This is a genomic window from [Actinomadura] parvosata subsp. kistnae, from assembly GCF_900323885.1.
Lineage (GTDB): Bacteria > Actinomycetota > Actinomycetes > Streptosporangiales > Streptosporangiaceae > Nonomuraea > Nonomuraea composti.
This window is the reverse complement of record NZ_OOHJ01000018.1, coordinates 4,171,125-4,193,053: the sequence shown is the minus strand read 5'-3', so window position 1 is coordinate 4,193,053 and position 21,929 is coordinate 4,171,125. Positions and strand designations below refer to the sequence as shown.

Sequence of the window (21,929 nt, the reverse complement as noted above, 5' to 3'; positions counted from 1 at the left end):
CTCGGGTTACCGGTCGCCGTAGTTGTAGAGCGGCTGGTTGACCGGCGTTGCGGTGGCGCCGGTGAAGGAGACGGTGGTGACCGTCGCCACGAGTGCCGCAACGGCGACGCCGATCATCGCTGCTAAGAGGATCTTGATCACGGGGTTCCTCCTCGAGCGGACAGTGGTGCGGGCGTCCCTAAACCTAGAACCAATTCTTGCTACTCGGAAGTAGCTAGACGAAATCTTAACAAAGACGCTGATCAGCGCACCTATTCCGGCGGAACCGCCGTCACCGGGCCGTCGAAACGGTACAACCGCAGGTCACCGGTATCGACCAGGACCCTCGCACTCCGTAGCCACATGCCGAAGCGCTGCCGTTCTTCAACTGTCCCCGAGTCGACTATCACGTAGCGAAATCCCGCTCCCGGCAGGTCGGGTGAACTGCCTTCTAGTACCTGTTCTAGCCCCTGGACCCGTGGATCCTCGCTCTCGACGACCATGCCGCCGACCCGTACGGCATCGTTGGAGACCACCCGCCGGCCCGGCGTGGCGAAGAAGCGCTGCGCCGGATCCAGCACCGCCCGGCCGCCGTTCCACGGGAACCGCCGGTACGACTCGAACGGCAGCACCAGCACGTCACCCGCGTCCCGATCGCGCGCGATCACCTCCCGCGCGGCCGTCCAGCTCTCCGGGTACGACACCGCCCCGAGCCGCCCCAGCGAGCCCCACGCCATGGTCGGCAGCACGGCCACCGGCACCAGGGCGAGCGCCCCCACCCACACCCGGTCCCGGGCCACCCGCTCGGCGAGCAGCCCCAGCCCCAGCGCCGCCACCAGCGCCAGCGGCGCCACGTACTGCTGGGCGTCCCTGAACACCGCGAACCCGCCCCACACCTCCCCCACGACCCAACGGAACGCCGCCCGCCCCGGCTCGCTCACCCCCACACACGCCACGCCCAGCCCGATCGCCGCCGCCACGCCCAGCCGCCGCTTGTACGGGACCTCCGAGCGCAGGAAGAAGACGACCCCGACAAGGGTGAGCGCCAGCCTGGCCGACGCCCCGACGACGCTCTCGTAGCCCGGCGGCACCGCGTACCTGTTCCAGATCCCGCCCAGCGACAGCAGGCTCCCCACCGTCCCGAACGGCGTGTCGGCCCTGGCCGCGAAGGCGTCCACCCCCACCGGATCCCCGTCGATCCCCTCCGGCCGCAACGCCGTCGGGACCAGCCACGGCAGGCTGAACACCGCCAGCACCGCCACCACCCGCACCAGCACGGTCCGCCGGGCCATGGGCAGCGCCGTGAGCGCCGTGACCGTCATCGCCGCGAACCCGCCCACCGCCGCCGGCAGCACCGCCACGGCCACCCGCCGGCCCTCCCACACGGCCCGCACCACCCACGGCAGCCCCGCGTACCCGAGCAGCAGCGCCCACTGCCCGATCAGCAGCCGCTCGGCCACGTACGGGTTCCACACGTAGAACGCCCCCGCCACCAGCCTCGGCCCCAGCGCCTGCGACGGCAGCAGCAGCGCCGCCCCCGAGCAGCCCAGCACGAAGATCCCCAGCAGGATCCCCTTCTGCACCAGCTCGGCCGGCACCACCTGCGCCAGCGCGGTCACCACGGCGTCGCTCGGCACCACCCGCGCCGCCCCGCCCGCCAGCCCGAACGTGAACCGCGAGAACACCGGGTCCGGCACGAACACCATGTCCTGGAGCAGCGTGAACCCCCACCCCAGCGCCGGCCCCAGCGCCAGGCACCCCAGGACCAGCCCGAGAAGGGCGGCGGCGAGCCCGGCTCGGGCGGTGTGCAGCATCCCGCAATGACATCACAACCCAGAAACGCCCATTCCACTGATCACCTCCGCCTGGTTACCCTTCGCCGGGACGGGAGGCTGGGGGCCATGACCGCACAGGGGACACGATTACGCGGCGGCGACGTCGTGCTCGCCGCCGGGATCGTGATGGTGGCGGTACAGCTCGTCTGGAAGTACGAGCTGGTCAGACGGACGTTCTTCCGCCAGGACGACTTCCACTACATCATCAGGGGCCAGGAGAGCGGCTTCACCTGGGACTACCTCATGTGGGTCGACGTCGGCCACCTGCTGCCCGGCGGCTTCGGCATCTCCTGGGCGATGGCCCGCCTCGGCGGCTACAACGAGGTGCTGGCCCACACGATGACGATCGCCCTCCAGGCCGGGGCCGGCCTGGCGCTGCTGCGGCTGCTGCGGCTGCTGTTCGGGGCGCGGCCGGCGATCCTCGTGCCGCTCGGGTTCTACCTGCTCACGCCTATGACGATCCCGTCGCTGTCGTGGTGGGCGGCCGTGCTGGAGACGCTGCCGCTGCAACTCGCGCTGCCGATGGCTCTCTCCTCGCACCTCCTGTACGTGCGGGACGGCCGCGTCCGGCACGTGGTCGCGGCGTGCGCGTGGACGCTGTTCGGCCTGCTGTTCTTCGTCAAGGCCGCCTTCATCCCGATCCTGATGCTCGTGCTCACCGCCGGCTGGCTGACACGGGCTTCCGCCCATGAGGCAACGGCGGCCTGGAAACGGCTCTGGCGATACTGGCGGGCCTGGCTCCCCTACACGGCCCTGCTGGCCGCCTACTCCTGGATCTTCTTCACCGGCCTCTACAACTCCGTCCAGATCAACAACGCGACCCAGACCCCCGGCCTGCCCGACCCCGCCGTGGCCGGCGAGTTCTTCTGGATGCTCGGCTCGCGCGGCCTGATCCCGTCCGCACTGGGCGGCCCCTGGCAGTGGCGGCCGATCGGCGACGACTACGCCATGGCCGCCCCACCGGACGCGCTGATCTGGGCAGGCTTGGCGATCACCGCCGCCGTCGTGGCCGTCTCCGTCCGGTGGCGGCGCCGCGCCTGGCTGGCCTGGCTGACCCTGCTCGGCTACTTCCTGCTCGCCGACGTGGTGCCGGTCCTGCTCGGCCGCATCGAGCTGCTCGGTCCCGGCATCCTCGGGTACGAGCTGCGCTACCTCGCCGCCACCGCCACCGTCGTCGCCATCGTGCTCGGGCTGGCCTTCATCCCCCTCGACGGCGAGGCACAGCCGTGGTTGCGCCCGCGCACCCGGCTCCGCTGGGCCTGGGCGCCGCTGGCCGCCGCCGTCACGGCCGGCTCCGTCTGGTCGGTGGCCGCCTACGCCGACCGCCCGCTCGGCCGCACCGTGCGCGACTACGTCGGAACGGCCACGCTCGCGCTCACCCGCGTGCCGCGCGGCACCGCCGTGCTCGACACGTACGTGCCGCCCGGGGTCGCCGCCGCCGCCTTCTTCCACGACTACGCCCTGCACTCCAAGGTGCTCGGCGTCCCGCACCCGTGGCCGGTGACCTGGCTGCGCGAGCTCTCGGGCCCCGTCCCGAACCCGCTGACCTTCGACGCGCAGGGCCGCCTGCGGCCGGTCGCCATCCAGGGCCTCCGCCTCCCGCAGCGCCGCGGCTGCGTCCCGGTCGGCCCGTCCGAGGTCCGCTTCCGCCTCCCCGGCCGCCTCCCCGGCGGCGTCTACACCGCCCAGATCTCCTACCTGAACTCCGCCTCAACCACCCTGTCGGTCCGCCTCGGCCTCGGCGTCACGGAGGTCCGCGCCGGCAAGGATCTCGGCCGGACGTTCGCCCGCATCGCCGGCGAGGGCGGAGAACTGTCCATCCGCACCAAGGGCAACGGCCCACCGGCGTGCCTCGGCGAAATCCGCATCGGCCACCCCACCCCTGACGACACCGCCCCAGCCATCCCCCCACAACCGGTGGACAGCTGACCCACCGCTCGGCTCCCCGCGCTGGCGCTGCGCTCGCCACGGCGATTAGCCACGCGCAGGGGCGCTTGCCACAGCCAGCCCCGCGACGCGCACGGCCCTCGCCCCAGATTCGGCTGCGGCGTGAGACGCCACAGGCTCACGGCCTTGCTCGCGCGCGGTCACCACAGAGCGGCGCCTTGCCCGCGCACGCGGCCGCCACAGGCCAGCCGCCAGCGCCCGCACACGCGGTCGTAGCGGGCCGGTTCGGCCTGCCCGCCACGCGGCCGCCGCACGCCGGCCGCCTTGCCCGCCCACGCGATCACCGCAGGCCGGCCGCCTCGCCCACGCAAGCGATCTGCGCAGGCCAACTGGCTCGCCCGCGCACGCCATCTCCGCACGCCAGCCGCCTTGCCCGCGCACCGCGGTCGCCGCAGACCAGGTGACTCTCCCGCGCGCCGGTCGCCGCGGGGCGGTCGGCTTGCCCGTGCCGAGGTCGCCGCAGGCCGGCCCCTGCGGCGGCCGTACCCCCTCACCCCTTCCCCTAAAGGACAGCACCGAAGTGCGGTGGGAAGGGGCGGGCGGGCAGGATGTGGGGGCGGCCCGGACGAAACCTACTTGCCCGGCTCCGGATCCCGAGGCAGCCCGAGCATGCGCTCGCCGATGATGTTGAGCTGCACCTCGGTCGTGCCACCGTAGATGGTCATGGCCCGGGTGGCGAGCACGGCCCGGTTCCAGTACCCGGCGTCCCCGAGCTTCATGTCCGCCGCGACGACGGCAGCGGCCCCGAGCAGCTCCACCGCCGTCTCGGACACGTGCTGAGCGTGCGAGGTGGACAGCAGCTTCCGTACGGACGCGTCGGCCCCGGGCTCGGTCCCGGCGAGCTGCTTGAGCGTGACCCGCAGCGACAGCGCGTTGATGGAGTGCCCTTCGCACACCACTGCGGCCACCCGCTGCGCCTCGGCGGGCGTCAGTTCGCGCCCGAGCCGTCCGACGAGCCCGAGCAGGTCGGGTACGGACGCGCCGGTGCCGCCGGAGCCGGACGAAAGGGAGACGCGTTCGTTGGACAGCGTGTTGCGGGCGACCTTCCAGCCTTCGCCGACCTCGCCGACGACGAGGTCGTCGGGCACGAAGACGTCGTCGAGGAAGACCTCGTTGAACAGGTTCTCGCCGGTCATCTCGGTGAGGGGCCTGACGGTGACGCCGGGGGCCTTCATGTCGACGAGGAAGTACGTGATGCCTTCGTGCTTGGAGCCTTCGCTGGAGTTGCGGGCGATGCAGATGCCCCATTCCGCGACGTGGGCGACGGATGTCCAGATCTTCTGGCCGTTGAGTTTCCAGCCGCCTTCGACCTTCTCGGCCTTCATCTGGAGGGAGGCCAGGTCGGAGCCGGCGCCGGGCTCGGAGAAGAGCTGGCACCAGATCATCTCGCCGCTGAGCGTCTTGGGCAGGAAGCGCTGCTGCTGCTCGGGCGTGCCGTACGCGGCGATGGACGGCACCACCCAGGCGCCGATGATCATGGCGGGCAGGCGTACCTTGGCGGCCTTGAGCTCCTGCGCGATGAGCACCTGCTCCAGCGGCTTGGCGTCGCGGCCCCACGGCTTGGGCAGGTGCGACATGACGAACCCCTGGTCGGCCAGGGCCCGCTTCTGCTCCTTGCCCTCCAGCTTGGCGATCTCGGCGATCTCGGCGCGGATCGACTCGCGCAGCGCCTCGGCGCCCTCGGGCAGGTCGATCTCCATCTCGCGGGAGACGCCCTGGAGGGACAGCTCGGTCACGGTGGCGGCCCATTCGGCGGACGGGCCGAGCAGGGCGCGCAGGGTGAGCGCGCGGCGGTAGTAGAGGTGGACGTCGTGCTCGAAGGTGTAGCCGATGCCGCCGAACGTCTGGATGGCGTCCTTGGCGCACTGGACGGCCGCGTCGGGGGCCATGACGCCGGCGACGGCGGCGGCGAAGCGCAGCTCCTGCCCTTCGGCGCGGGTGGCGTCCCAGACGGTGGCGCGGGCCTGCTCCAGCGCGACGAGCATCCGGGACAGCTTGTGCTTGATGCCCTGGAACTGGCCGATCGGGCGGCCGAACTGGACGCGTACCTTGGCGTACTCGGCGGCGGCCGTCACGCACCACGAGGCCAGGCCGGCCGCTTCGGCGCCGAGCAGGATCGCGGCCAGGTCGCGCACGTCGGCGGTCTCGACGCCGTCGAGGATGCCCTCGGCGGGGACCTCCACCTCCGTCAGCTCGACCTTCGCGGCCGGCCTGGTCAGGTCGAGCGACTTGATCTCGGTGACGGTGGCGGAGGAGGCGTCGATGAGCACCCACGCCTCGCCGTCGTCCGTGGTGACGGGCAGCACCAGCGAGTCGGCCAGGGAGCCGCCGAGCACGGGCTCGGCCGTGCCGGAGACGATCAGTGAGCCGTCCTCGCGGCGGGTGCCGGTCAGTGAGCCGGTCAGCGCGACGGCGGCGGTCAGCGTGCCGTCCACGAACGACTCCAGGTGCTCGGGGCGCTTGGAGGCGTTGATCACGGCGCTGGCCAGCACGGTCGGCACGAACGGCCCCGGCGCCATGCGCTCGGCCAGCGCCTCGATGGCCACGGCCGCCTCCAGCAGCCCGTAGCCGGAGCCGCCGTACTCCTCGGGCACGTGCAGCCCGAGCAGCCCCTGCTCGGCGAGGCCCGGCCAGAACGCGGGGCGTCCTTCCGTGCCGGCGCGCAGCAGCTCCGAGGGGATGTTCCGCTCCGCCCAGCCGCTCACCGACTCACGGAGCGCCTCGTGCTCCTCGCTCAACCCGATCGCCATTGCTCATCCTCCAGCCAGGTCCGAGTCATGCCCAGAATCATATTCTAGAGGATGCTTCTGGCATACCGCACGACCCGTACGGCGGGAAAAGGGCACGACGGGCGCCCGCTACAGCGGACGGACCTGCTGCACCAGCGTGTTCAGGTCGCGCCAGCGGGTCTTGTTCGTCTCGGGGATCGAGGCCATGAGCATCGCCGGCTTCGTCTTGCCCACTTCGACGACCGTGACCATGGCCTGGGCCTCCTGCTCCTTGCCGTCGAAGGTGTAAGTCACCTTGTAGCCGAGCGTCCACCCCTTCCCCAGCGGCACCTTCTGAGAGGCGGTCCACTCGTCGAGCTTGGCGCCCGCCGGGTACTGGGTGCGGATCGTCCAGCGGGCCGCCTGGGTGGCGATCTCCCGGTAGTCGGCGTTCGTGCTGGGCTTCTTTTCCGGCGAGTCACCCGGGTACATGGCGGAGGCGATCACCGTGTGCGGGACGGCGACCTTGCCGATGCGCTGCGCGACCGAGAACGGCGGGAACGACTTCGCCTTCCACGGCGAGGCCAGCCTCGGGTAGGAGATGCCGCTGTTCTTGTCGGTGATCGTGCCGGTGACGAGGGACGCCGTGCCGGACAGCGTGGCGAACTTCTTCGACTCCGGCACCGGCGGCAGCACGATCGGCGTCTCGGTCGGCGTCGGGCTCGCCGACGCCGTCGGGGTCACCGACACGGACGGCACCGGCGCGACCGGGATGATCTGCTCGTCCGACTGCTGGTTGGCGGGCACGTCGCCGCGGAACACGACGAAGACGAGCAGCACCGCCAGGACCGTGCCGAGGATCGCACCGACCAGGTAGATCGCCCTGATCGGGATGTCCCCGAGCCGGCGCCCCCTGGGCTCCGGCGGGAGCGGCGGCACGGGCGGCAACGGCTGCATGTACGGCTGCTGCTGTGGCGGGTGCCCGACCCGCAACGCACCCCCTTGCACCGGCATCGGCCCGGCCCCATTACCGGGACCCGAGCCCACACCCGGCCCCGGAGGCACGCCTTGCCCAGGCCCCGCCGCACCCGACGCCTGCCCCGGCCCCTGGCCGGCACCCTGCGCTGGGCCCGCGCCCTGCGCTGGGCTCGTACCCTGCACTGGAGCCGCGCCCTGTGAGGCGCCCGGGCTCTGGGGCCGACCGGCGCCCTGCGTCGGCCCGCTGCCCTGTCCCGATCCCGGAGCGCCTGCCGGCGGCACGGCGGAGGGCCCGCTCGGGGGCTGCCGCTTCGGCGGCTGGCTCGGCACCGGGGCGACCTTCTTGCCCGGCGACTGCACGGGAGTCTTGCCCTGCGACTGTGCGGGCGCCTGCCCCTGCGACTGGCCGGGAGTCTGCCCAGGCGACTGGCTGGGCGACTTGGCAGGCGTCTTCGCGGGAGCCTGGCCTGACGTCTGGCTGGGCGACTTGGCTCCTGTCTTCGCGGGAGCCTGCCCGGCGGCCTGCCCCTTGGGCTGGTCGGCGGCCTTCCCTGTGGACGAGCCAGCGCCCTTCCCGCCGGACTTACCGGCCGGCTGCCCAGGTGCAGGTGACTGCTCCTCGGCCGTACCAGAGGCAGGCCCGGAGGCCCCGGGCGCGGGCGGCCGTGAGATCCGGATGGTCTCCTCCGCGGGCAGGACGACCTTGCGGAACGGGGTGGTGGGTGAATCGTAAGTGCGCCTGCGCTCGCCGTCGTCCGCCATGGCCTTGAGATTACGTCACTACAGAGCGGGACAATTCCTCTATTCCCCCAGCAGAATCTAATTCTGTAAGGTCTGCGGACATGAGGGGTTTCTACGAGATCGCCGCCAACGACCCTGAACGCCCCGCCCTCCTCGGCGACGAGGGCATGACCTACGGCCGGTTGCTGGACCGCGTCAACCGCGCCTCCCACGGCCTGACCTCGCGCGGAGTCGCTCCGGGCGACTGTGTGGTGACGGTGCTGAAGAACGGGGCCGACGCCCTGACGATGATGCTGGCCACGTACCAGATCGGCGCCTACCTCGTCCCCGTCAACTGGCACTTCACCACCGAGGAGATCGACTACATCATCGGCGACTGCGGCGCGAAAGTGGTCGTCGGGCCGGGCGCCCTGTCCGTGGACGAGCTCGTCGCGGGCCAGTCCGCCGCCGCGCCCGAGCACCGGCGGGCCGGCTCGATGATGCTCTACACCTCCGGCACCACCGGACGCCCCAAGGGCGTGCGCCGGCGGCTGCTGGACCTGACGCCGGAGGAGCTGTACCCGATCCTGATGCGCAAGAGCTGGCGGCACTTCGGGCTGCCGATGGGCGGGGTGCACCTGGTGTGCTCGCAGCTCTACCACTCGGCGCCGTACGGGCAGGCGATGATGGCGCTGCAGTTCGGGCACGCGATCGTCGCGCCGGAGCGGTTCGAGGCGGCCGCCGCGCTGGAGCTGATCCAGAGGTACCGGGTGACGAACGCGTTCATGGTGCCGACGATGTTCCACCGGCTGCTGGCGGTGCCGGACAAGGAGTCGTACGACCTGTCGTCCCTCACCCATCTCTACCACGGTGCGGCCCCGTGCCCGCCGGCCACCAAGCAGGCGATGATCGACTGGCTCGGGCCGGTGCTGTGGGAGTACTACGGCTCCACCGAGGCGGCCGTGGCCACCATGGTCTCCTCCGAGGAGTGGCTGGCCAAGCCGGGCACGGTCGGCAGGGCGCTGGACGGGATGTCGTTCACGATCGTGGACGAGGACGGCAACGAGGTGCCGCCCGGCTCCCCCGGCCTGGTCTACATCGGCGGGATCAACCGCTTCGAGTACCACGGCGACCCGGACAAGACGGCGGCCGCCATGCGCGGGCACGACTACACCCCGGGCGACATCGGCTACCTCGACGAGGACGGCTACCTGTTCCTGCTCGACCGCAGGACCGACCTGATCATCTCCGGCGGCGTGAACATCTACCCGGCCGAGATCGAGGCGGCGCTGCTGGAGCACCCCTCCGTGTCCGACGTCGCGGTGATCGGCGTGCCCGACCCCGAGTGGGGGCAGAAGGTGGTGGCGCTGGTGCAGCCGGCGGCCGGGGTGTCGGGCGGCGACGAGCTCACGGCCGAGCTGCTGCGGCACTGCGCGCCCCGGCTGGCCAGGCTCAAGCATCCCCGGCTGATCGAGTACCGCGAATCGCTCCCCCGTACGCCGACAGGCAAGCTGAGCAGGAGGAACGTCCGGGAAGCGTATCTTTCGGGCTGAGCTGGGAAGAGTCTCCCCATGAGGGAGATCGCCGCAGGACTGGCCGCCGCAGCCGTACTGGTCGCCGGCTGCGGGCCTCCCCCCACCACCACAGGCACCGTCAGCCCGTCCGCGCCGCCCTCCACCACCACGGCGCCGCCCTCGACTCCGAGCACGACGGCGGCCTCGCCCACCTCGTCCCCGCAGGCGCTGGAGGCGGCGTACGAGAAGGTCATCTCGGACGTCCTGCCGTCCATCGTGCAGATCACCACGAAGGTGGGGCTCGGGTCGGGCATCGTGTTCGACACGCAGGGGCACATCGTCACGAACGCGCACGTGGTCGGACAGGCCACGCAGATGAACGTGACGATCGCCACCGGCGGCCCGCCGCGATCGGCCCGGCTGGTCAAGTCGTTCGCCGGCGGGGACCTGGCCGTGATCAAGGTGGACCGGCCCGACGGGCTCAAGCCGGCCCGGTTCGGCGACTCGTCGAAGCTGCGGGTGGGGCAGATCGTGCTGGCCATGGGCAACCCGCTGGGGCTGTCCGGGAGCGTCACGAACGGCATCGTCTCCGCGCTCGGCCGTACGGTGACCGAGCCGCAGAACCCCGACTCGCCCGGCGCCACCATCGCCGGCGCCATCCAGACCTCGGCCGCCATCAACCCGGGCAACAGCGGCGGCGCGCTCGTGGACCTGTCCGGCCACGTCATCGGCATCCCGACGCTCGCCGCCACCGACCCCGACCTGGGCGGCGGCGCCGCGCCCGGCATCGGCTTCGCCATCCCGAGCAACACGGCCACCGACATCGCCCGCCAGATCGTCAAGGACGGCCGGGTCACCAACAGCCACCGGGCCGCCCTCGGCATCCGCGGCAGCACGGTCATCGGCTCCGACGGCCAGCCGAGCGGGGTCGGGGTGGCGAGCGTCGACCGGGGCAGCGGCGCCGAGAAGGCCGGCATCCGGGCCGGGGACGTGATCGTCTCGATCAACGGCAAGGACACGACGACGATGGCGCTCCTGGCCGAGACCATCACCACCCTCAAGCCCGGCGACCACGCCAGGGTGGGCGTGATCCGCTCGAACGGCCGCACCGAGACGCTCAACGTGACTTTGGGGCAGCTCCCGGGCGAGTGACACGCCTGCTCACGCGTCCCGGGCAGGTGACGGTGGTGCACCACGCGCGCCCGTCCGCACCCGCGGCGGGCGTCCGTCACCGTCCGCGCGCCCGTCCGCACCCGCGGCGGGCGTCCGTCACTGTCCGCCCGCCCGCCCTCTACTGCGCGGCCCTACTGCTTGGCCGTGAAGACGATCTCGACGCGCCGGTTCCTGGCGCGGTTCTTCTCCACGGGCTTGCCGCCGACCATGTTGGGCACCTTGGGCCGGCTCTCGCCGTACCCGCGCGCCTCCAGCGTCACCCCGGCCGCCGACAGCAGGTGCCGCATCTCGCTCTCGACGGCCTGCGCGCGCCGCTGCGACAAGGTCTGGTTGTACGCGTCGGTGCCCTGGTCGTCGGTGTGCCCCTCGATCTTGACGACCCCGCCTGCCCCTTCGTCCCGTACCTTCTGGGCCACCTTGGCCAGCCGCTGCCGGGCCTTGTCCGTGAGCCGCCACTTGTCGAGGGCGAACAGCACGTCGCTGGTCACCGCGACCGTGACCTGCCGGCCCACCTTGCTCTCGCTCTCGGCGCCGTCCATGGACTCGATCTCGCCCACGATGTCCTCGACGGGCAGGACGAGGTCCTCGACGGCGCCGGTGGCGTTCGCGGGCGGGCTGGGGGCGGGGGTCGGGGACAGGACGAGGGCCAGGGCGACGCTAAGAGATCGGAACATCGGTGATCACGCCGAACATCGGCATCTCGATGTTGATCTTCGTGACGTCCGCGGGCGGGGCCGCGAACACCGCGTACAGCGTGGACGCCTCCCCCGGCTTCAGGAACTGGCCCTGCGTGCCGGAGCACACGCACGCGGCCCCCTGGTCCGTGCCGTTGCGCGCCACCCGGTACCGCTTGGCGTTGACCGGGTCGATCAGCGAGACGGACGAGACGGTGAAGTCGAGCGGGCCACTGCCCAGGCCGTTGTGCAGGTTGACGTCGCCGTCGAGGGCCGTGACCGTCCAGGTGAGGCTGAGGGTGCGGCCCTGCCGCTTGAGGCCGGTGACGTCGACGCGCGCCTTGCCGTACGTGTCGCCGCCGCCGACCTTGGCCTCGCGGCTGGCGATCACCTCCGTCTGCTGCGGCGGCGCGCTGCTCGCCTGCTCCTGAGGGGCCGTGGAAGCGGGCGTGGCCTGCCCCTCGGCGGCGGCCCGCGTCTGCCGCTCCTCACCGCCTCCGCCCTGCTGACCCGGCAGCACACCGCAACCTGCCAGCGCGATCGCCGCCACAGCCAGCGCGAACGTCTTACGCATTACGTGGTCACTTTCGTTGTCGGGATTGTGGCCCTCACCCTAGGGAGGCGACCTTCAGGATCCGCATAGTCGGCTATATGCGCCGATCACGCCGCCTGGCGGCCTCCCTGGCAAGCCTGTCGGCCTCGGCCTTGACCTCTTCATCACCGAGGCGGTCAAACTCTTCCATACCTCTCACAAGGGTCTCAACCGCCTCATCCAGCTCGCCGAGCTCCAACCCCGCCCTCGCCAGCGCCAGCCGCGCCCGCGCCGCACCCCGCCGCTCCCCGTACGCGGTGAACGTCTCCAGCGCCGCCCGCGCCGCCTGCGCCGCCGCTGCCGGCGCGCCCGCCGCCTCCTCGATCTCAGCCAGTACGAGCAACGCCACCGCCTCCGGCAACCGGTCACCGAGGCGACGATTGATCTCCAGCCGCCGCCGCGCACAGTCACGGGCCTGACCGTGGCTCCGGGCCGCCAGATGCAGCCTCGCCAGGTCGAGCAGCGCCTCCGCCGCACCCCGCAGATCGCCCAGCTCCCGGTAGCCGTCCAGGCTCTCCTGCAACGCCGCCTCGTCCCCACGCAGGGAGCCGAGCGCCCGGAGCGCGTCGGCCCGCCCCCGCCGGTCACCCGCCTCCTCGAACACCCCCAACGCCCGCACGAACGCCCGCTCCGCCTCCATCACCTCCGACGCCCGCCGCCCGCCCACGGCCCGCCCCGGGCTCCGGCCGGCCGCCTGGCCCCGTCCCCCTGAGTCCTGGCCCCGTTCGTTGGCGCCTTGGACCGGAGCCCCGCCCGCGACGGCCTGGACCAGGCCCAGCCTGAGCGTGATCCGCGCCAGCTCCAGCCCCTCCACCAGCGGCTGGGCCGCCCTCAGCGCCGCTGCCGCCGCGTCCGTGCGGCCCTCCGCCCGGTGCAGGTCGGCCAGGCCGCGCAACAGCAGCGCCTCGCCGTGCCGGTGGCCCGCCGCCCTGGCCGCGTCCAGCCCGGTCGCGGTCGTCGCGTGCCAGTCGTCGTGGTGGGCGCCGAGCTCGAACAGCGGCGTCAGGTAGAACGCCAGCCGCCACGCGGCCTCGTACAGACCGGCCCGGTAGAAGTCCTCGACCGCTGCCACTAGGAACCGCCGCTCAGCACTCAACCACCGTGCCTCCTGCCGCAACCACCCCGTCTCCAGCCCACCATCGGGCCGCGACCACCCACTACGCCCGGAGAAGGGCTGAGCCCCTGCCCCCTCCGCCGAACGCCACCCCGACGGGCCGGCGTCCACCGCCAGGGGACCGCCCCACGACAGGTGGCCGTCCTCTCCCGGCGGGCGGTTCCAAGACGGGTGGCCGTGCGCCGTTGTCGCAGGTGGGAGGAGTTCGGTGCGGCCGGTGCCGGGCTCGGCCGGGAGGAGGGCCTCGCGAGCCTGGCGGGTCCGCTCCAGGATCTCGCCCGCCATGGCCGCCAGCACCCCGGCCGGGCCGCCGTCCTCCTCGGCCAGGCGTTCGGCGGCGTACAGCCGGGTCAGGTCGTGCCATCCGTACCGTTCCTGGCCGGCCTCGTCCAGCCCGCGCGACTGCAGCAGCCCCGCCTCCACCAGCGGCTCCAGGTCCGCACCCAGCACCCAGGGCGCGAAGTCGGGCGCGGACAGCGCGCCCAGCCGGCGCAGGATCCGCCGCTCCCGGTCCGGCAGCCCCCGGTACCCCAGGGCGAGGCTGCCCCGGACGGCGAGATCACCCGCGCTCAGCTCGTCGAGCCGCCGCCGCTCATCACTCAGCCGCCCCGCCAGATGGCCGAGCGTCCAGCCCCGCTTCCTGGCCAACCGGGAGCCCGCGATACGCAACGCCAAGGGCAGATACCCACACAGCCGGACGATCCGGGCAGCGGCCTCGGGCTCCGCACCTACCCGATCGTGCCCGGCCACGCCGCCGAGCAGCGCCATCGCCTCGTCCTCGTCAAGCAGCCCCAGCTCGTACGCCCGCGCCGCCTCCAGCCCCGCCAGCGGCGACCGGCTCGTCACCAGCGTGAGACTGCCGGGCCCCGTGGGAAGCAACGGCCGCACCTGGGCCTCGTCGGCAGCATCGTCCAACACGACGAGCAACCGCCTGCGAGCCGTGACGCTCCGATACAACCGCACCCGCTCGTCCAACGCAGCCGGCACCGCACCGTCCGGGCACCCGAGCGACCGAAGCAGGTCCTCCAGCACAGCACCGGGCGGACGCGCCCCGAGCACGGCATACAGGCGGTCGTACGGAAGGCCGTCCTGCTGACCCAGCGTGGTGGCGGCATGCACGGCCAGGGCTGACTTGCCGCAGCCGGGCGGGCCGTGCAGCACCAGGTGAACGGGGGCCGAGGCACGTTCGCCGGCCATGCGCGCGATCCAGCCGAGCACCGCCCGCCGCCCCGCAAAGTCGGAAATATCCGGCGGCAACTCATTGACCGACCCCACCGCCCCGAGGGCACCAACCCCACCCGCGAGGCCATCGATCACGCCCGCCGCGCCCGGCACCACACCCATCACGCCCGGCACGGCGCTCGCCGCGCCCGGCACCGCGCCCGGCACGCCCAGCGCCGCATTCGCCATTCCCGGCACCGCGCCCGGCACGCCCAGCGCCGCACCCGCCAGGTAAGGCACCCCACTTATCGCGCCTGGCACCGCACCACCCGCGCTCGCCACATCCAGCGCGCCGCGGGCCAGCGAGCCGATGTCGTTCAATACGCGCTGATGTGCGGCCACCAGCTCCGCCCCAGGTTCCAGGCCGAGCTCCTCCACCAGCGTCCGCCGCACGTCCTGGTACGCGTCCAACGCCTCCGACCTGCGCCCCGCCTGGTGCAGGGCCTCGATGAGGCGGACCCAGGCGCGTTCCCGCAGCGGGTGGGCCGCGACGAGGGCCCGCAGCTCGCCCACCACCTCGGCGCCCCGGCCCAGCCGCAGGTCGAGCTCCACCCGCTCCTCCAGCGCGGTGAGCCGCAACTCCTCCAGCGGCACCCCGTACGCCCGCCGCAGCACCGACGACTCGACGTCCGCGAGCGCGCTCTGCCCCCGCCACAGCCCCAGCGCCGCCCTGAGCCCGTCGGCCGCCTCCGCCACCCGCCCGGCCTCCCGCGCCTGCCTGGCCGCCGCGACCAGCCGCTCGAAGCGGTGGCAGTCCACGTCGTCCCGCTCGACGTCGAGGAGGTACCCCCCGGGCACGGTACGGATACCGCCGACACTCTTGCGCAGCGCACTGACGTACACGCGGAGCACGGACTCGGCGGAGGCCGGCGGCCGGTCATCCCAGACGGCGGACAACAACCGCTCCACCGGCACCCGCTCACCCGCCGCCAGCAACAACGCCGCCAGCAACGCCCTGTGCTTGGCCGGCCCCGGAGCCCAACCGCCGCCGCCGTCACGGCCGCCGCCGTCACGGCCGCCGCCGTCGTGGGCATCACCGACGTGGGCACCACCATCCTTGCCGCCGCCATCGCGGGCACCACCACCGACGCTGGCGCCACCACCGTCTCCGCCATCGTGGGCTCCCCCACTGCCACCGCCGCCGCCGACGACGCGCAGCGGGCCGAGAACGCCGAACCGCGGCGGACCTGGCACGCTGGACTGCGGCGGGTCGGGGTCGCCGGACCGAGTGTTCACCGGCTTGCCGGCCTCACGTGCCGGTCGCCGGTCTGACGGCGAAGGACTCGAAGCGGACGCGGGCCTGGCGGGTGGCGCTCGACGCCGCGTGCACCCCCGCCTCACCAGGCCCGTACGGGGCGTCGGCGTCGGACACCTCGGCGACCAGGGTCTCGTTCAGCCACATTCGCAGGGTCACTCTGCTCCCGCTCTGGCCGCATTCCGCGACGATGCGGTTGGCGGCCGTCCTCGGTGCGTCCGCCGGCCCGTACAGGATCTTGCCCTCCGTGCCCGTGCGGCGCTTGACGATCGAGACCTTGCCCGCGCCGCTCACTCCGAACTCGTAGCGGTTCCCGGAGCTCGCCGAGCCGTGGCACCACACACCGTACTCCCCCTCGCCCTCCTCCAGGGTGCCCTTCGCGCTGACGACCACGCCGCTCTCCGGCTCCTTCACGGGCGCGGACTTCCACAGCCGCCACCCCGGCTTCACGTCCAGCTCGTAGGCGCCACCGTCCGCCCGGGCGCTACCGCCCTCGGACGCACCGACGGCCCATCCGTCGGCGAACCCGGCCTCGTACGGCCACGTCTGGGCGGTCAGCCGGCCGGGCAGGATCAGGGCGGCGAGAACCCCAAGAGCCAGCGCCCCACTTCCGGCCGCTCCCCACACCCACCTACGCCACCGCCGCCCGCCGGAACGAGCCGTGCCCGCTACGCCGACCGGCCGATCGTGCCCAGCCTCCGCCCACCCGACCCGCGCGCCGGAACCTGCGGGTGGGGCGGCCGGCGTGCCGACACGCCCGGCACCGGCCGGTGCGGGCGAGGTGGCGGGCGCAACACCGGACGACACGAGTGGCACGTCCCCAGCCGCACCACCGGACGACGCGGATGGCACGACCCCAGGCGCCATGCCGGGCGACGCAGGCGACGAGACAAGCGGCATGCCACCGGACGACACGGGCGACGCGACCTCACCCGCCGCGCTGAGCGACGCAAGCGGCGCAACCTCACCCGCTGGGCTGTCCGGCGCGACCCCGGGCGCCATGCCGGGCGACGCAAGCGGCGCGACCCCCGGCGCGACGCCGGACGACGCTGGCGGCGCGCTACCGGACGACGCAGTCGGCGCCGCCGAAGGCGCCGCGCCAGGCGACGCAGCCGAAACCGGCGCGATCGGCATGATCGGCGTGACCGGCGTGACCGCCGGCCCGGCGCCAGGCGGGGTGGCGGCGGGTGCGGGGGCGATGCGGGCGGTGGAGGTGGGGGCGGGGGCGGCGGGGGTGCGTAGGTTGGCTGTGACGGTGCCCGTCCACGTGCGTTCGACCACTTCCGTGGCCGTGGCCAGGCGCGTGCCGCCCACCAGTTCGGCCAGCAGCTCGGAAGCGGTGGGCCGAGCGAGGGGATCCTTGGCCAGCGCCCGCTCGACGATGCCCCTGATGCCGTCGTCCAACCCGGAGAGGCGCGGCGGTTCGTGGGCGATCCGCCACAGCGCCGCCTCCGAGGATTCGCTGCCGAACGGCGGCTGCCCCGTGCCCGCGAACGCGATCACCCCGCCCCACGAGAACACGTCGGCGGCGGGTGTCAAAGGCTCGCCGCGCGCCTGTTCGGGCGCCATGAACGCGGGTGTCCCCAGGATGGTCTGGCTGGAGAGGGCGTCGTGGCCGACGAGCCGGGCGATGCCGAAGTCGATGACGCGCGGCCCCAGGGGGGAGAGCAGCACATTGCCGGGTTTGAGGTCGCGGTGGATGACGCCGGCGCCGTGGATGGCGCTCAGTGCGGTGGCGACGCCGACGGCCAGCGCTTCGAGGTTGCCGCCCGACAGCGGCCCCTGCTCGCGGACGGCCCGGGCGAGGTCGGGCCCTTTGACGTATTCGGTGACGAGGTAGGCGACGCCGTCGTCGATCCCGGCGTCGAGGACGGGCGCGGTGCAGAACCTGGCGACCCGTCGCGCGGCCGCCACTTCGCGTTCGAAGCGGCGCCGGAAGGCGGGGTCGCCGGCGAGGGCGGGGTGGATGAGCTTGACGGCGGCCAGGCCGCCGGTGGGGGTGGCGGCGAGGTACACCTCGCCCATGCCGCCGCGCCCCAGCAGGCGTCGCAGCGTGTAGCCGCCAATGACCCGGTCGCCGTCCATCGCAGACACATTAGCCAGAGTCCGGACGAACCGGACCATGCCAGGAGGGTCAGCCGGCGGCCTGGGTGAGCCGGTAGTGGGAGGGCGGGACACCGTACCGGTCGATGAACGCCTGCCGCAACGTCTCCGCCGTCCCGAACCCGCACCGCACCGCCACCGCCGCCATGGGCAGGGAGGTGGAGGCGAGCAGGTGGGCGGCGGCCTCGGTGCGGACCTGGCGGACGTAGCGGCCGGGCGTCTGGCCGAGGTGTTTGAGGAACAGCCTGGTCAGGTGCCGCTCGCTGACGCCCGCCTCGACGGCCAGGGCGGCGGTGCTGAGGTCGTCGCGCAGGTGGGCCGAGATGTAGTCGATGGTGCGTTTGACGAGGCTGTTGGCGGGCGACGGCGCTTCGACGAACATGCTCATCTGCGCCTGGTCGCCGGGCCGCTGCAGGTAGGTGACGAGGTTGCGGGCGACGGTCCTGGCGAGCTCGTCGCCGTTGTCCTCGGCGACGAAGGCGAGGATGAGGTCGAGGGCGGCGGTGATGCCGGCGGAGGTGGCGACGTTGCCGTCCCTGATGAAGATCGGGTCGGGGTCGACGACGACGTCGGGGTAGCGGTCGGCCATCGTCTGCGCGAAGCCCCAGTGCGTGGTGGCGCGGCGCCCGTCGAGCAGGCCGGCGGCGGCGAGGACGAACGCGCCGGTGCAGACGGAGGCGACCCGCCGGCTCTCCCTGGCCAGCCGCCGGACGTGGCCGACGATCAGGGGGCTGGCCGCGGCGTTCTCGGCGCCGATCCCGCCGGCGACGACGAGCGTGTCGAGGGGGCCGGTGACGCGTTCGAGGGTGAGCTGGGCGTCGAGGGTCAGCGCGGTGGCGGTGGTGACGGGGTGGCCTCCGGGGGTGGCGACCCGGTACTCGTAGTAGGGTGCCGCGCCGTGCCAGTTGGCGCTCTCCAGCGTGGAGGTGATGCTCGCGATCTCGAGCAGCTCGGCCGCGTCGTAGGCCACGACCACCACCCGTCGTCGATCCATGGCCACGACTTTAGGTGCGAAGGACGCGGATCCCAAGTTTCCGGACCTTCTCGGTCGCCGGTCTTGGCCGCCGGCGGCCGTACCGGAGACAGTCGGGGACATGACAACGACGACAACGCCCAGGACGGGCCGCCGCTGGGGCCGGTTCGCGCTCCACTACCTCGAAATGATCATCGCGATGTTCGCCGGGATGTTCGCGCTCGGCATGCTGCAGTCGGCCGTCGGCCTCGGCGTCTCCCACGCCGAGCAGCCGGAGCTGTGGTACCTGTCGATGGCGCTGAACATGTCGATCGGCATGGCCGCGTGGATGCGCGTGCGCGGCCACGGCTGGGCGCCGACGCTGGAGATGTGCGCGATCATGTTCGCGCCCGCCGTGCCGCTCTTCCCCCTGCTGTGGACGGGGGTCATGGACGCCGACGGGCTGATGCTGGTCTCGCACGTGGTGATGTTCCCGCTCATGCTGGTGGCGATGCTGCGCCGCCTCGACGAGTACGCCGGGTGCGCTCATTGAGCTGCTTGCGGAAGGCGTCCATGACGTCCTGGCGCAGCAGCTGCCCGAACCCCGCCCGCTCCAGGCGCGCCGCCAGCATGGGCACGCCGATCCGGAGCGTGGCGGCGGTGGCGGGCAGGCTCCAGCCGTGCGCGGCCAGCGCGCTCAGCAGGTGGCCGCGCCGGCTCTGCGCCTCCGACAGCCTGAACGTCTTCAGGTACGCCAGCCGCCCCTCGCCGTCGGTGATCGTCTCGCCGAGGTGGTTCTCGCTCTTCCTCTCGAACGACGGCAGGAACCGGCTCAGCGTGAACCGTCCCATCCGGTAGACCTGCTCCACCCGGGCGGGGGCGCGCAGGAGCCCGGCCGCCATCACCGAGTCGTGGAAGCCCGCCCACTCCCGCTCGTGCCGCTCCGCCTCGGCGCGCAGGTCGGCCGGCGAGGTGACGGCACTCTCGTCGATCACCGCGGGGAAGTCCCTGGCGGGGTGGTAGAGGGCGTACTCGTAGATCAGCTCCCCGTACAGGTCGCGGATAAGGGTCGGGTGCAGCGCCCGGTAGTCCTCCGGATGCGGCACCACGAACGCGCTGGCCAGCGTGTCGCCCGCGTACAGCAGCAGCCCGCACTGCCCCGGGTAGATCTCGAACACCTTGAGCGCGTCGTCGAGCCCGCGCACCTCCGCGCCGGTGTAGGCGTCCTCGGCGCGCGGCGACAGCCCGTGCGCGACCGCCTGGCGCGACCACTCCTGCCACGCGATCTCGGGGCCGCCGAAGTGCAGCGCGAGGAAGCCCTCCAGGGCCAGGTGAAGCGGCAGGAACCGCAGCCGGCCCGGCTCCACCCGGCGGGCCATCCTGCGCCGCACCCTGACGGGCACGTGCCGCAGCGGCTGCCCGAGCTGCGTGCCGTACGCCGCCGCCGGGGTGCCGTCGCCGGTCCAGGACGCGACGAAGGCGTGCGGGACGTACGCGGTGTAGAGCGTGCGGTCCGGCAGCAGCACCAGGCTCGCCTCGTCGCCGTACACCTTGGCGTGCAGCCGCAGGTCCTCGATGGGGTCGCGGCGCACGAGCGGGACGAGCCGCAGCGCGCCCCACGTCTGCGCGGGCCGCGTCTCCAGCCCGCCGAAGTCGATCAGCTCGCCGGTCATCGTCGTGCCGCCCGATCCTCCAGGTACGCCCGCAGCTCCGCGAGCCCCGTCCGCCCCTCGGCGAAGCGGGCCAGCTCCACCAGCGCCGGCAGGTCCTCGGCGTCGCGGATGCCGGCCGTCGGCACCACCGTGGCCAGCCGCCGCACCTCGATCTGCTCGGCGTCGTAGACGGGGTTCAGGTGCACGATGCCGACCTCGCCCGCCGGGTCGAGCTTGCGCCGCCAGACGCGCAGCACCTCGCCGGCCAGGCCGGGGGGCGCGTTGTCCCAGCCGTCGGAGACGATGACGAGCAGGCTCGGCCGCCCTTCGAGGGCGTCGATGATCCGCCGTCCCAGCGGCGTGGGCCCGGTGGGGCGCGCCTGGAGCGGGTCGGAGCGGCCCGACAGCCACAGCCCGCGGTAGGAGCCGGCCAGCGCCCGCAACAGGTAGTGGCAGGCCAGCGCGACGGCGAGCGGCCGGCGGCGCTTCACGGGCGAGCCGAAGGAGGAGAAGCTGTCGTCCAGCACCGCGGCCACGTCGCCCCACGTGCCGGCCCGCGCCCCCGCCGCCCGCGCCGCCGCCGCGCGCAGCGCCGCGACCAGCTCCGCGCGCCGCCGCGCGCGCACGTCGGGGGCCAGCGACAGCACGTAGGAGGCCAGCCTGACCAGCGGCATCGCGGCCAGGTCCGCCTCGGTCCGTACGCCGTCGCGCTCGGCCGCCCCGGTCAGCCGCAGCCGCTCCAGCTTCGTCAGCCGGGGCGCGACGCGCTCCAGGAAGACGGCGCGGCTGATGCCGTGGCGGGCGGCGAAGCCCTCGGCGACCGTGTACGGCAGCTCGTACAGGGCGTTCTTGTCGTAGTGCGCCCGCCGCCACGCTTCCAGCAGGGGCGCCTCGTAGCGGGCGCGGCGGAACGGCGCGAACAGGAAGTCGCCCAGCTCGCCCTCGGGCCGCAGGTGCGCGTGCCGCACCGCCGACTTCAGCGCCGAGCGGTACTTCACGGCGTCGAAGGCCAGGTCGGGCCGGGCGGCGAGCCAGTCACGGATGATCGCGCGGGTGCGCCGGTTGTTGACGCCCGCCCGCCGCAGCTCCTGGAACAGCCGGTAGACGCGCGGCGGGCTCATCCGCGCCAGCCGCCACGCGATCAGCCGCGCGTCGCCGGCGCCGGGGAGGCCGGCCCCGCGCTTGAGGAGGTTGGCGATGATCAGGGCGGCGTTGTGGTCGTTGATGTCGAGCGCCAGCGTGGCGGCGTACAGGTCCGGATAGTTGCCGTGGATGTAGTCGTGCAGGAAGGCGAGGGACAGCCGCTGCTCGCCGGCCGCGCTGTGGAACTCGCGCTGCCCGGTCGAGGTGATCGCCGCGTTGGCGAAGAGCAGCACGTCCTCGCACTCGATCAGGTCGGCGTACGTCTCCATCGGCTCCCCCAGGTCGTGGACTGGCCGGGGAATGGGGGCACGAGCTGCGAAGTATCGCTTTCAGAGGCGGTTTCCGGAAGTCGTACCGGAGTCCCGCGGC

Annotated in this window: 17 protein-coding genes; 5 read left to right on the top strand and 12 right to left on the bottom strand. The window is 73.1% G+C overall.

The annotated features are described in order from the left end of the window. Nucleotides 1-6 precede the first annotated feature (6 nt). Together KIS93_RS67765 and KIS93_RS39910 are read right to left on the bottom strand one after the other, a co-directional pair. Nucleotides 7-141: a hypothetical protein gene (locus tag KIS93_RS67765; RefSeq protein ID WP_268966894.1), complete on the bottom strand. Its 135-nt coding sequence runs from the start codon at nt 139-141 to the stop codon at nt 7-9. 110 nt (nt 142-251) lie between these two features. Further along, nucleotides 252-1,793 (bottom strand): MmpA family trehalose lipid delivery protein, encoded by a 1,542-nt coding sequence (locus tag KIS93_RS39910; protein WP_155128518.1) that lies wholly within the window; start codon nt 1,791-1,793, stop codon nt 252-254. A gap of 87 nt (nt 1,794-1,880) precedes the next feature. On the opposite strand from KIS93_RS39910, the gene KIS93_RS39905 reads away from it, so the two are divergent. Continuing rightward, nucleotides 1,881-3,743 carry a hypothetical protein gene (locus KIS93_RS39905; RefSeq protein WP_155128521.1) on the top strand — a complete coding sequence of 621 codons (1,863 nt, stop codon included), beginning with the start codon at nt 1,881-1,883 and terminating at the stop codon, nt 3,741-3,743. A gap of 158 nt (nt 3,744-3,901) precedes the next feature. On the opposite strand, the gene KIS93_RS39900 is transcribed toward KIS93_RS39905, so the two are convergent. The 3 genes from KIS93_RS39900 to KIS93_RS39890 form a co-directional block, all read right to left on the bottom strand. Next, the gene (locus KIS93_RS39900; protein ID WP_155128524.1) at nt 3,902-4,045 is read right to left on the bottom strand and encodes a hypothetical protein; all 144 of its coding nucleotides are present in this window, start codon (nt 4,043-4,045) and stop codon (nt 3,902-3,904) included. Between the two features lie 288 nt (nt 4,046-4,333). Beyond that, entirely contained in the window at nt 4,334-6,511 is a 2,178-nt protein-coding gene (locus KIS93_RS39895; protein WP_080042797.1) for an acyl-CoA dehydrogenase family protein, read from the bottom strand. Between the two features lie 108 nt (nt 6,512-6,619). Then, the gene (locus KIS93_RS39890; protein ID WP_155128527.1) at nt 6,620-7,483 is read right to left on the bottom strand and encodes a hypothetical protein; all 864 of its coding nucleotides are present in this window, start codon (nt 7,481-7,483) and stop codon (nt 6,620-6,622) included. A gap of 806 nt (nt 7,484-8,289) precedes the next feature. On the opposite strand from KIS93_RS39890, the gene KIS93_RS39885 reads away from it, so the two are divergent. Then, nucleotides 8,290-9,720, top strand: coding sequence for an AMP-binding protein (locus KIS93_RS39885; RefSeq protein ID WP_080042799.1), 1,431 nt, complete (start codon nt 8,290-8,292; stop codon nt 9,718-9,720). Nucleotides 9,721-9,738: 18 nt separating this feature from the next. Beyond that, nucleotides 9,739-10,833, top strand: a complete 1,095-nt coding sequence (locus KIS93_RS39880; protein WP_080042800.1) for a S1C family serine protease — start codon at nt 9,739-9,741, stop codon at nt 10,831-10,833. A gap of 152 nt (nt 10,834-10,985) precedes the next feature. Here the strand turns inward: KIS93_RS39880 and KIS93_RS39875 are convergent, their stop codons facing one another. The 3 genes from KIS93_RS39875 to KIS93_RS67760 all read right to left on the bottom strand — a co-directional run bounded on the left by KIS93_RS39875 (nt 10,986) and on the right by KIS93_RS67760 (nt 15,406). Beyond that, on the bottom strand, nt 10,986-11,528 hold the full coding sequence (locus tag KIS93_RS39875; protein ID WP_080042801.1) for an OmpA family protein: 543 nt from the start codon (nt 11,526-11,528) through the stop codon (nt 10,986-10,988). Continuing rightward, on the bottom strand, nt 11,512-12,102 hold the full coding sequence (locus KIS93_RS39870) for a hypothetical protein (protein ID WP_080042802.1): 591 nt from the start codon (nt 12,100-12,102) through the stop codon (nt 11,512-11,514). The genes KIS93_RS39875 and KIS93_RS39870 overlap by 17 nt, the downstream gene beginning before the upstream one ends. Before the next feature lie 73 nt (nt 12,103-12,175). Next, on the bottom strand, nt 12,176-15,406 hold the full coding sequence (locus tag KIS93_RS67760) for an AfsR/SARP family transcriptional regulator (protein WP_268966895.1): 3,231 nt from the start codon (nt 15,404-15,406) through the stop codon (nt 12,176-12,178). 6 nt (nt 15,407-15,412) lie between these two features. On the opposite strand from KIS93_RS67760, the gene KIS93_RS39850 reads away from it, so the two are divergent. Beyond that, nucleotides 15,413-15,727, top strand: coding sequence for a hypothetical protein (locus tag KIS93_RS39850; RefSeq protein WP_155128529.1), 315 nt, complete (start codon nt 15,413-15,415; stop codon nt 15,725-15,727). Here the strand turns inward: KIS93_RS39850 and KIS93_RS39845 are convergent. Together KIS93_RS39845 and KIS93_RS39840 are read right to left on the bottom strand one after the other, a co-directional pair. Then, nucleotides 15,705-17,795, bottom strand: a complete 2,091-nt coding sequence (locus KIS93_RS39845) for a serine/threonine-protein kinase (protein ID WP_186404663.1) — start codon at nt 17,793-17,795, stop codon at nt 15,705-15,707. The two genes, KIS93_RS39850 and KIS93_RS39845, sit on opposite strands and share 23 nt — an antisense overlap. A gap of 49 nt (nt 17,796-17,844) precedes the next feature. Then, nucleotides 17,845-18,807: a GlxA family transcriptional regulator gene (locus KIS93_RS39840; protein ID WP_080042804.1), complete on the bottom strand. Its 963-nt coding sequence runs from the start codon at nt 18,805-18,807 to the stop codon at nt 17,845-17,847. 100 nt (nt 18,808-18,907) lie between these two features. On the opposite strand from KIS93_RS39840, the gene KIS93_RS39835 reads away from it, so the two are divergent. After that, nucleotides 18,908-19,318, top strand: coding sequence for a hypothetical protein (locus tag KIS93_RS39835; protein ID WP_080042805.1), 411 nt, complete (start codon nt 18,908-18,910; stop codon nt 19,316-19,318). Here the strand turns inward: KIS93_RS39835 and KIS93_RS39830 are convergent. Both KIS93_RS39830 and KIS93_RS39825 read right to left on the bottom strand, forming a co-directional pair. Continuing rightward, nucleotides 19,263-20,438, bottom strand: a complete 1,176-nt coding sequence (locus KIS93_RS39830) for an ARPP-2 domain-containing protein (protein ID WP_080042806.1) — start codon at nt 20,436-20,438, stop codon at nt 19,263-19,265. The two genes, KIS93_RS39835 and KIS93_RS39830, sit on opposite strands and share 56 nt — an antisense overlap. Next, nucleotides 20,435-21,829 carry a hypothetical protein gene (locus KIS93_RS39825; RefSeq protein WP_080042807.1) on the bottom strand — a complete coding sequence of 465 codons (1,395 nt, stop codon included), beginning with the start codon at nt 21,827-21,829 and terminating at the stop codon, nt 20,435-20,437. The genes KIS93_RS39830 and KIS93_RS39825 overlap by 4 nt, the downstream gene beginning before the upstream one ends. Between the last annotated feature and the right edge of the window lie 100 nt (nt 21,830-21,929).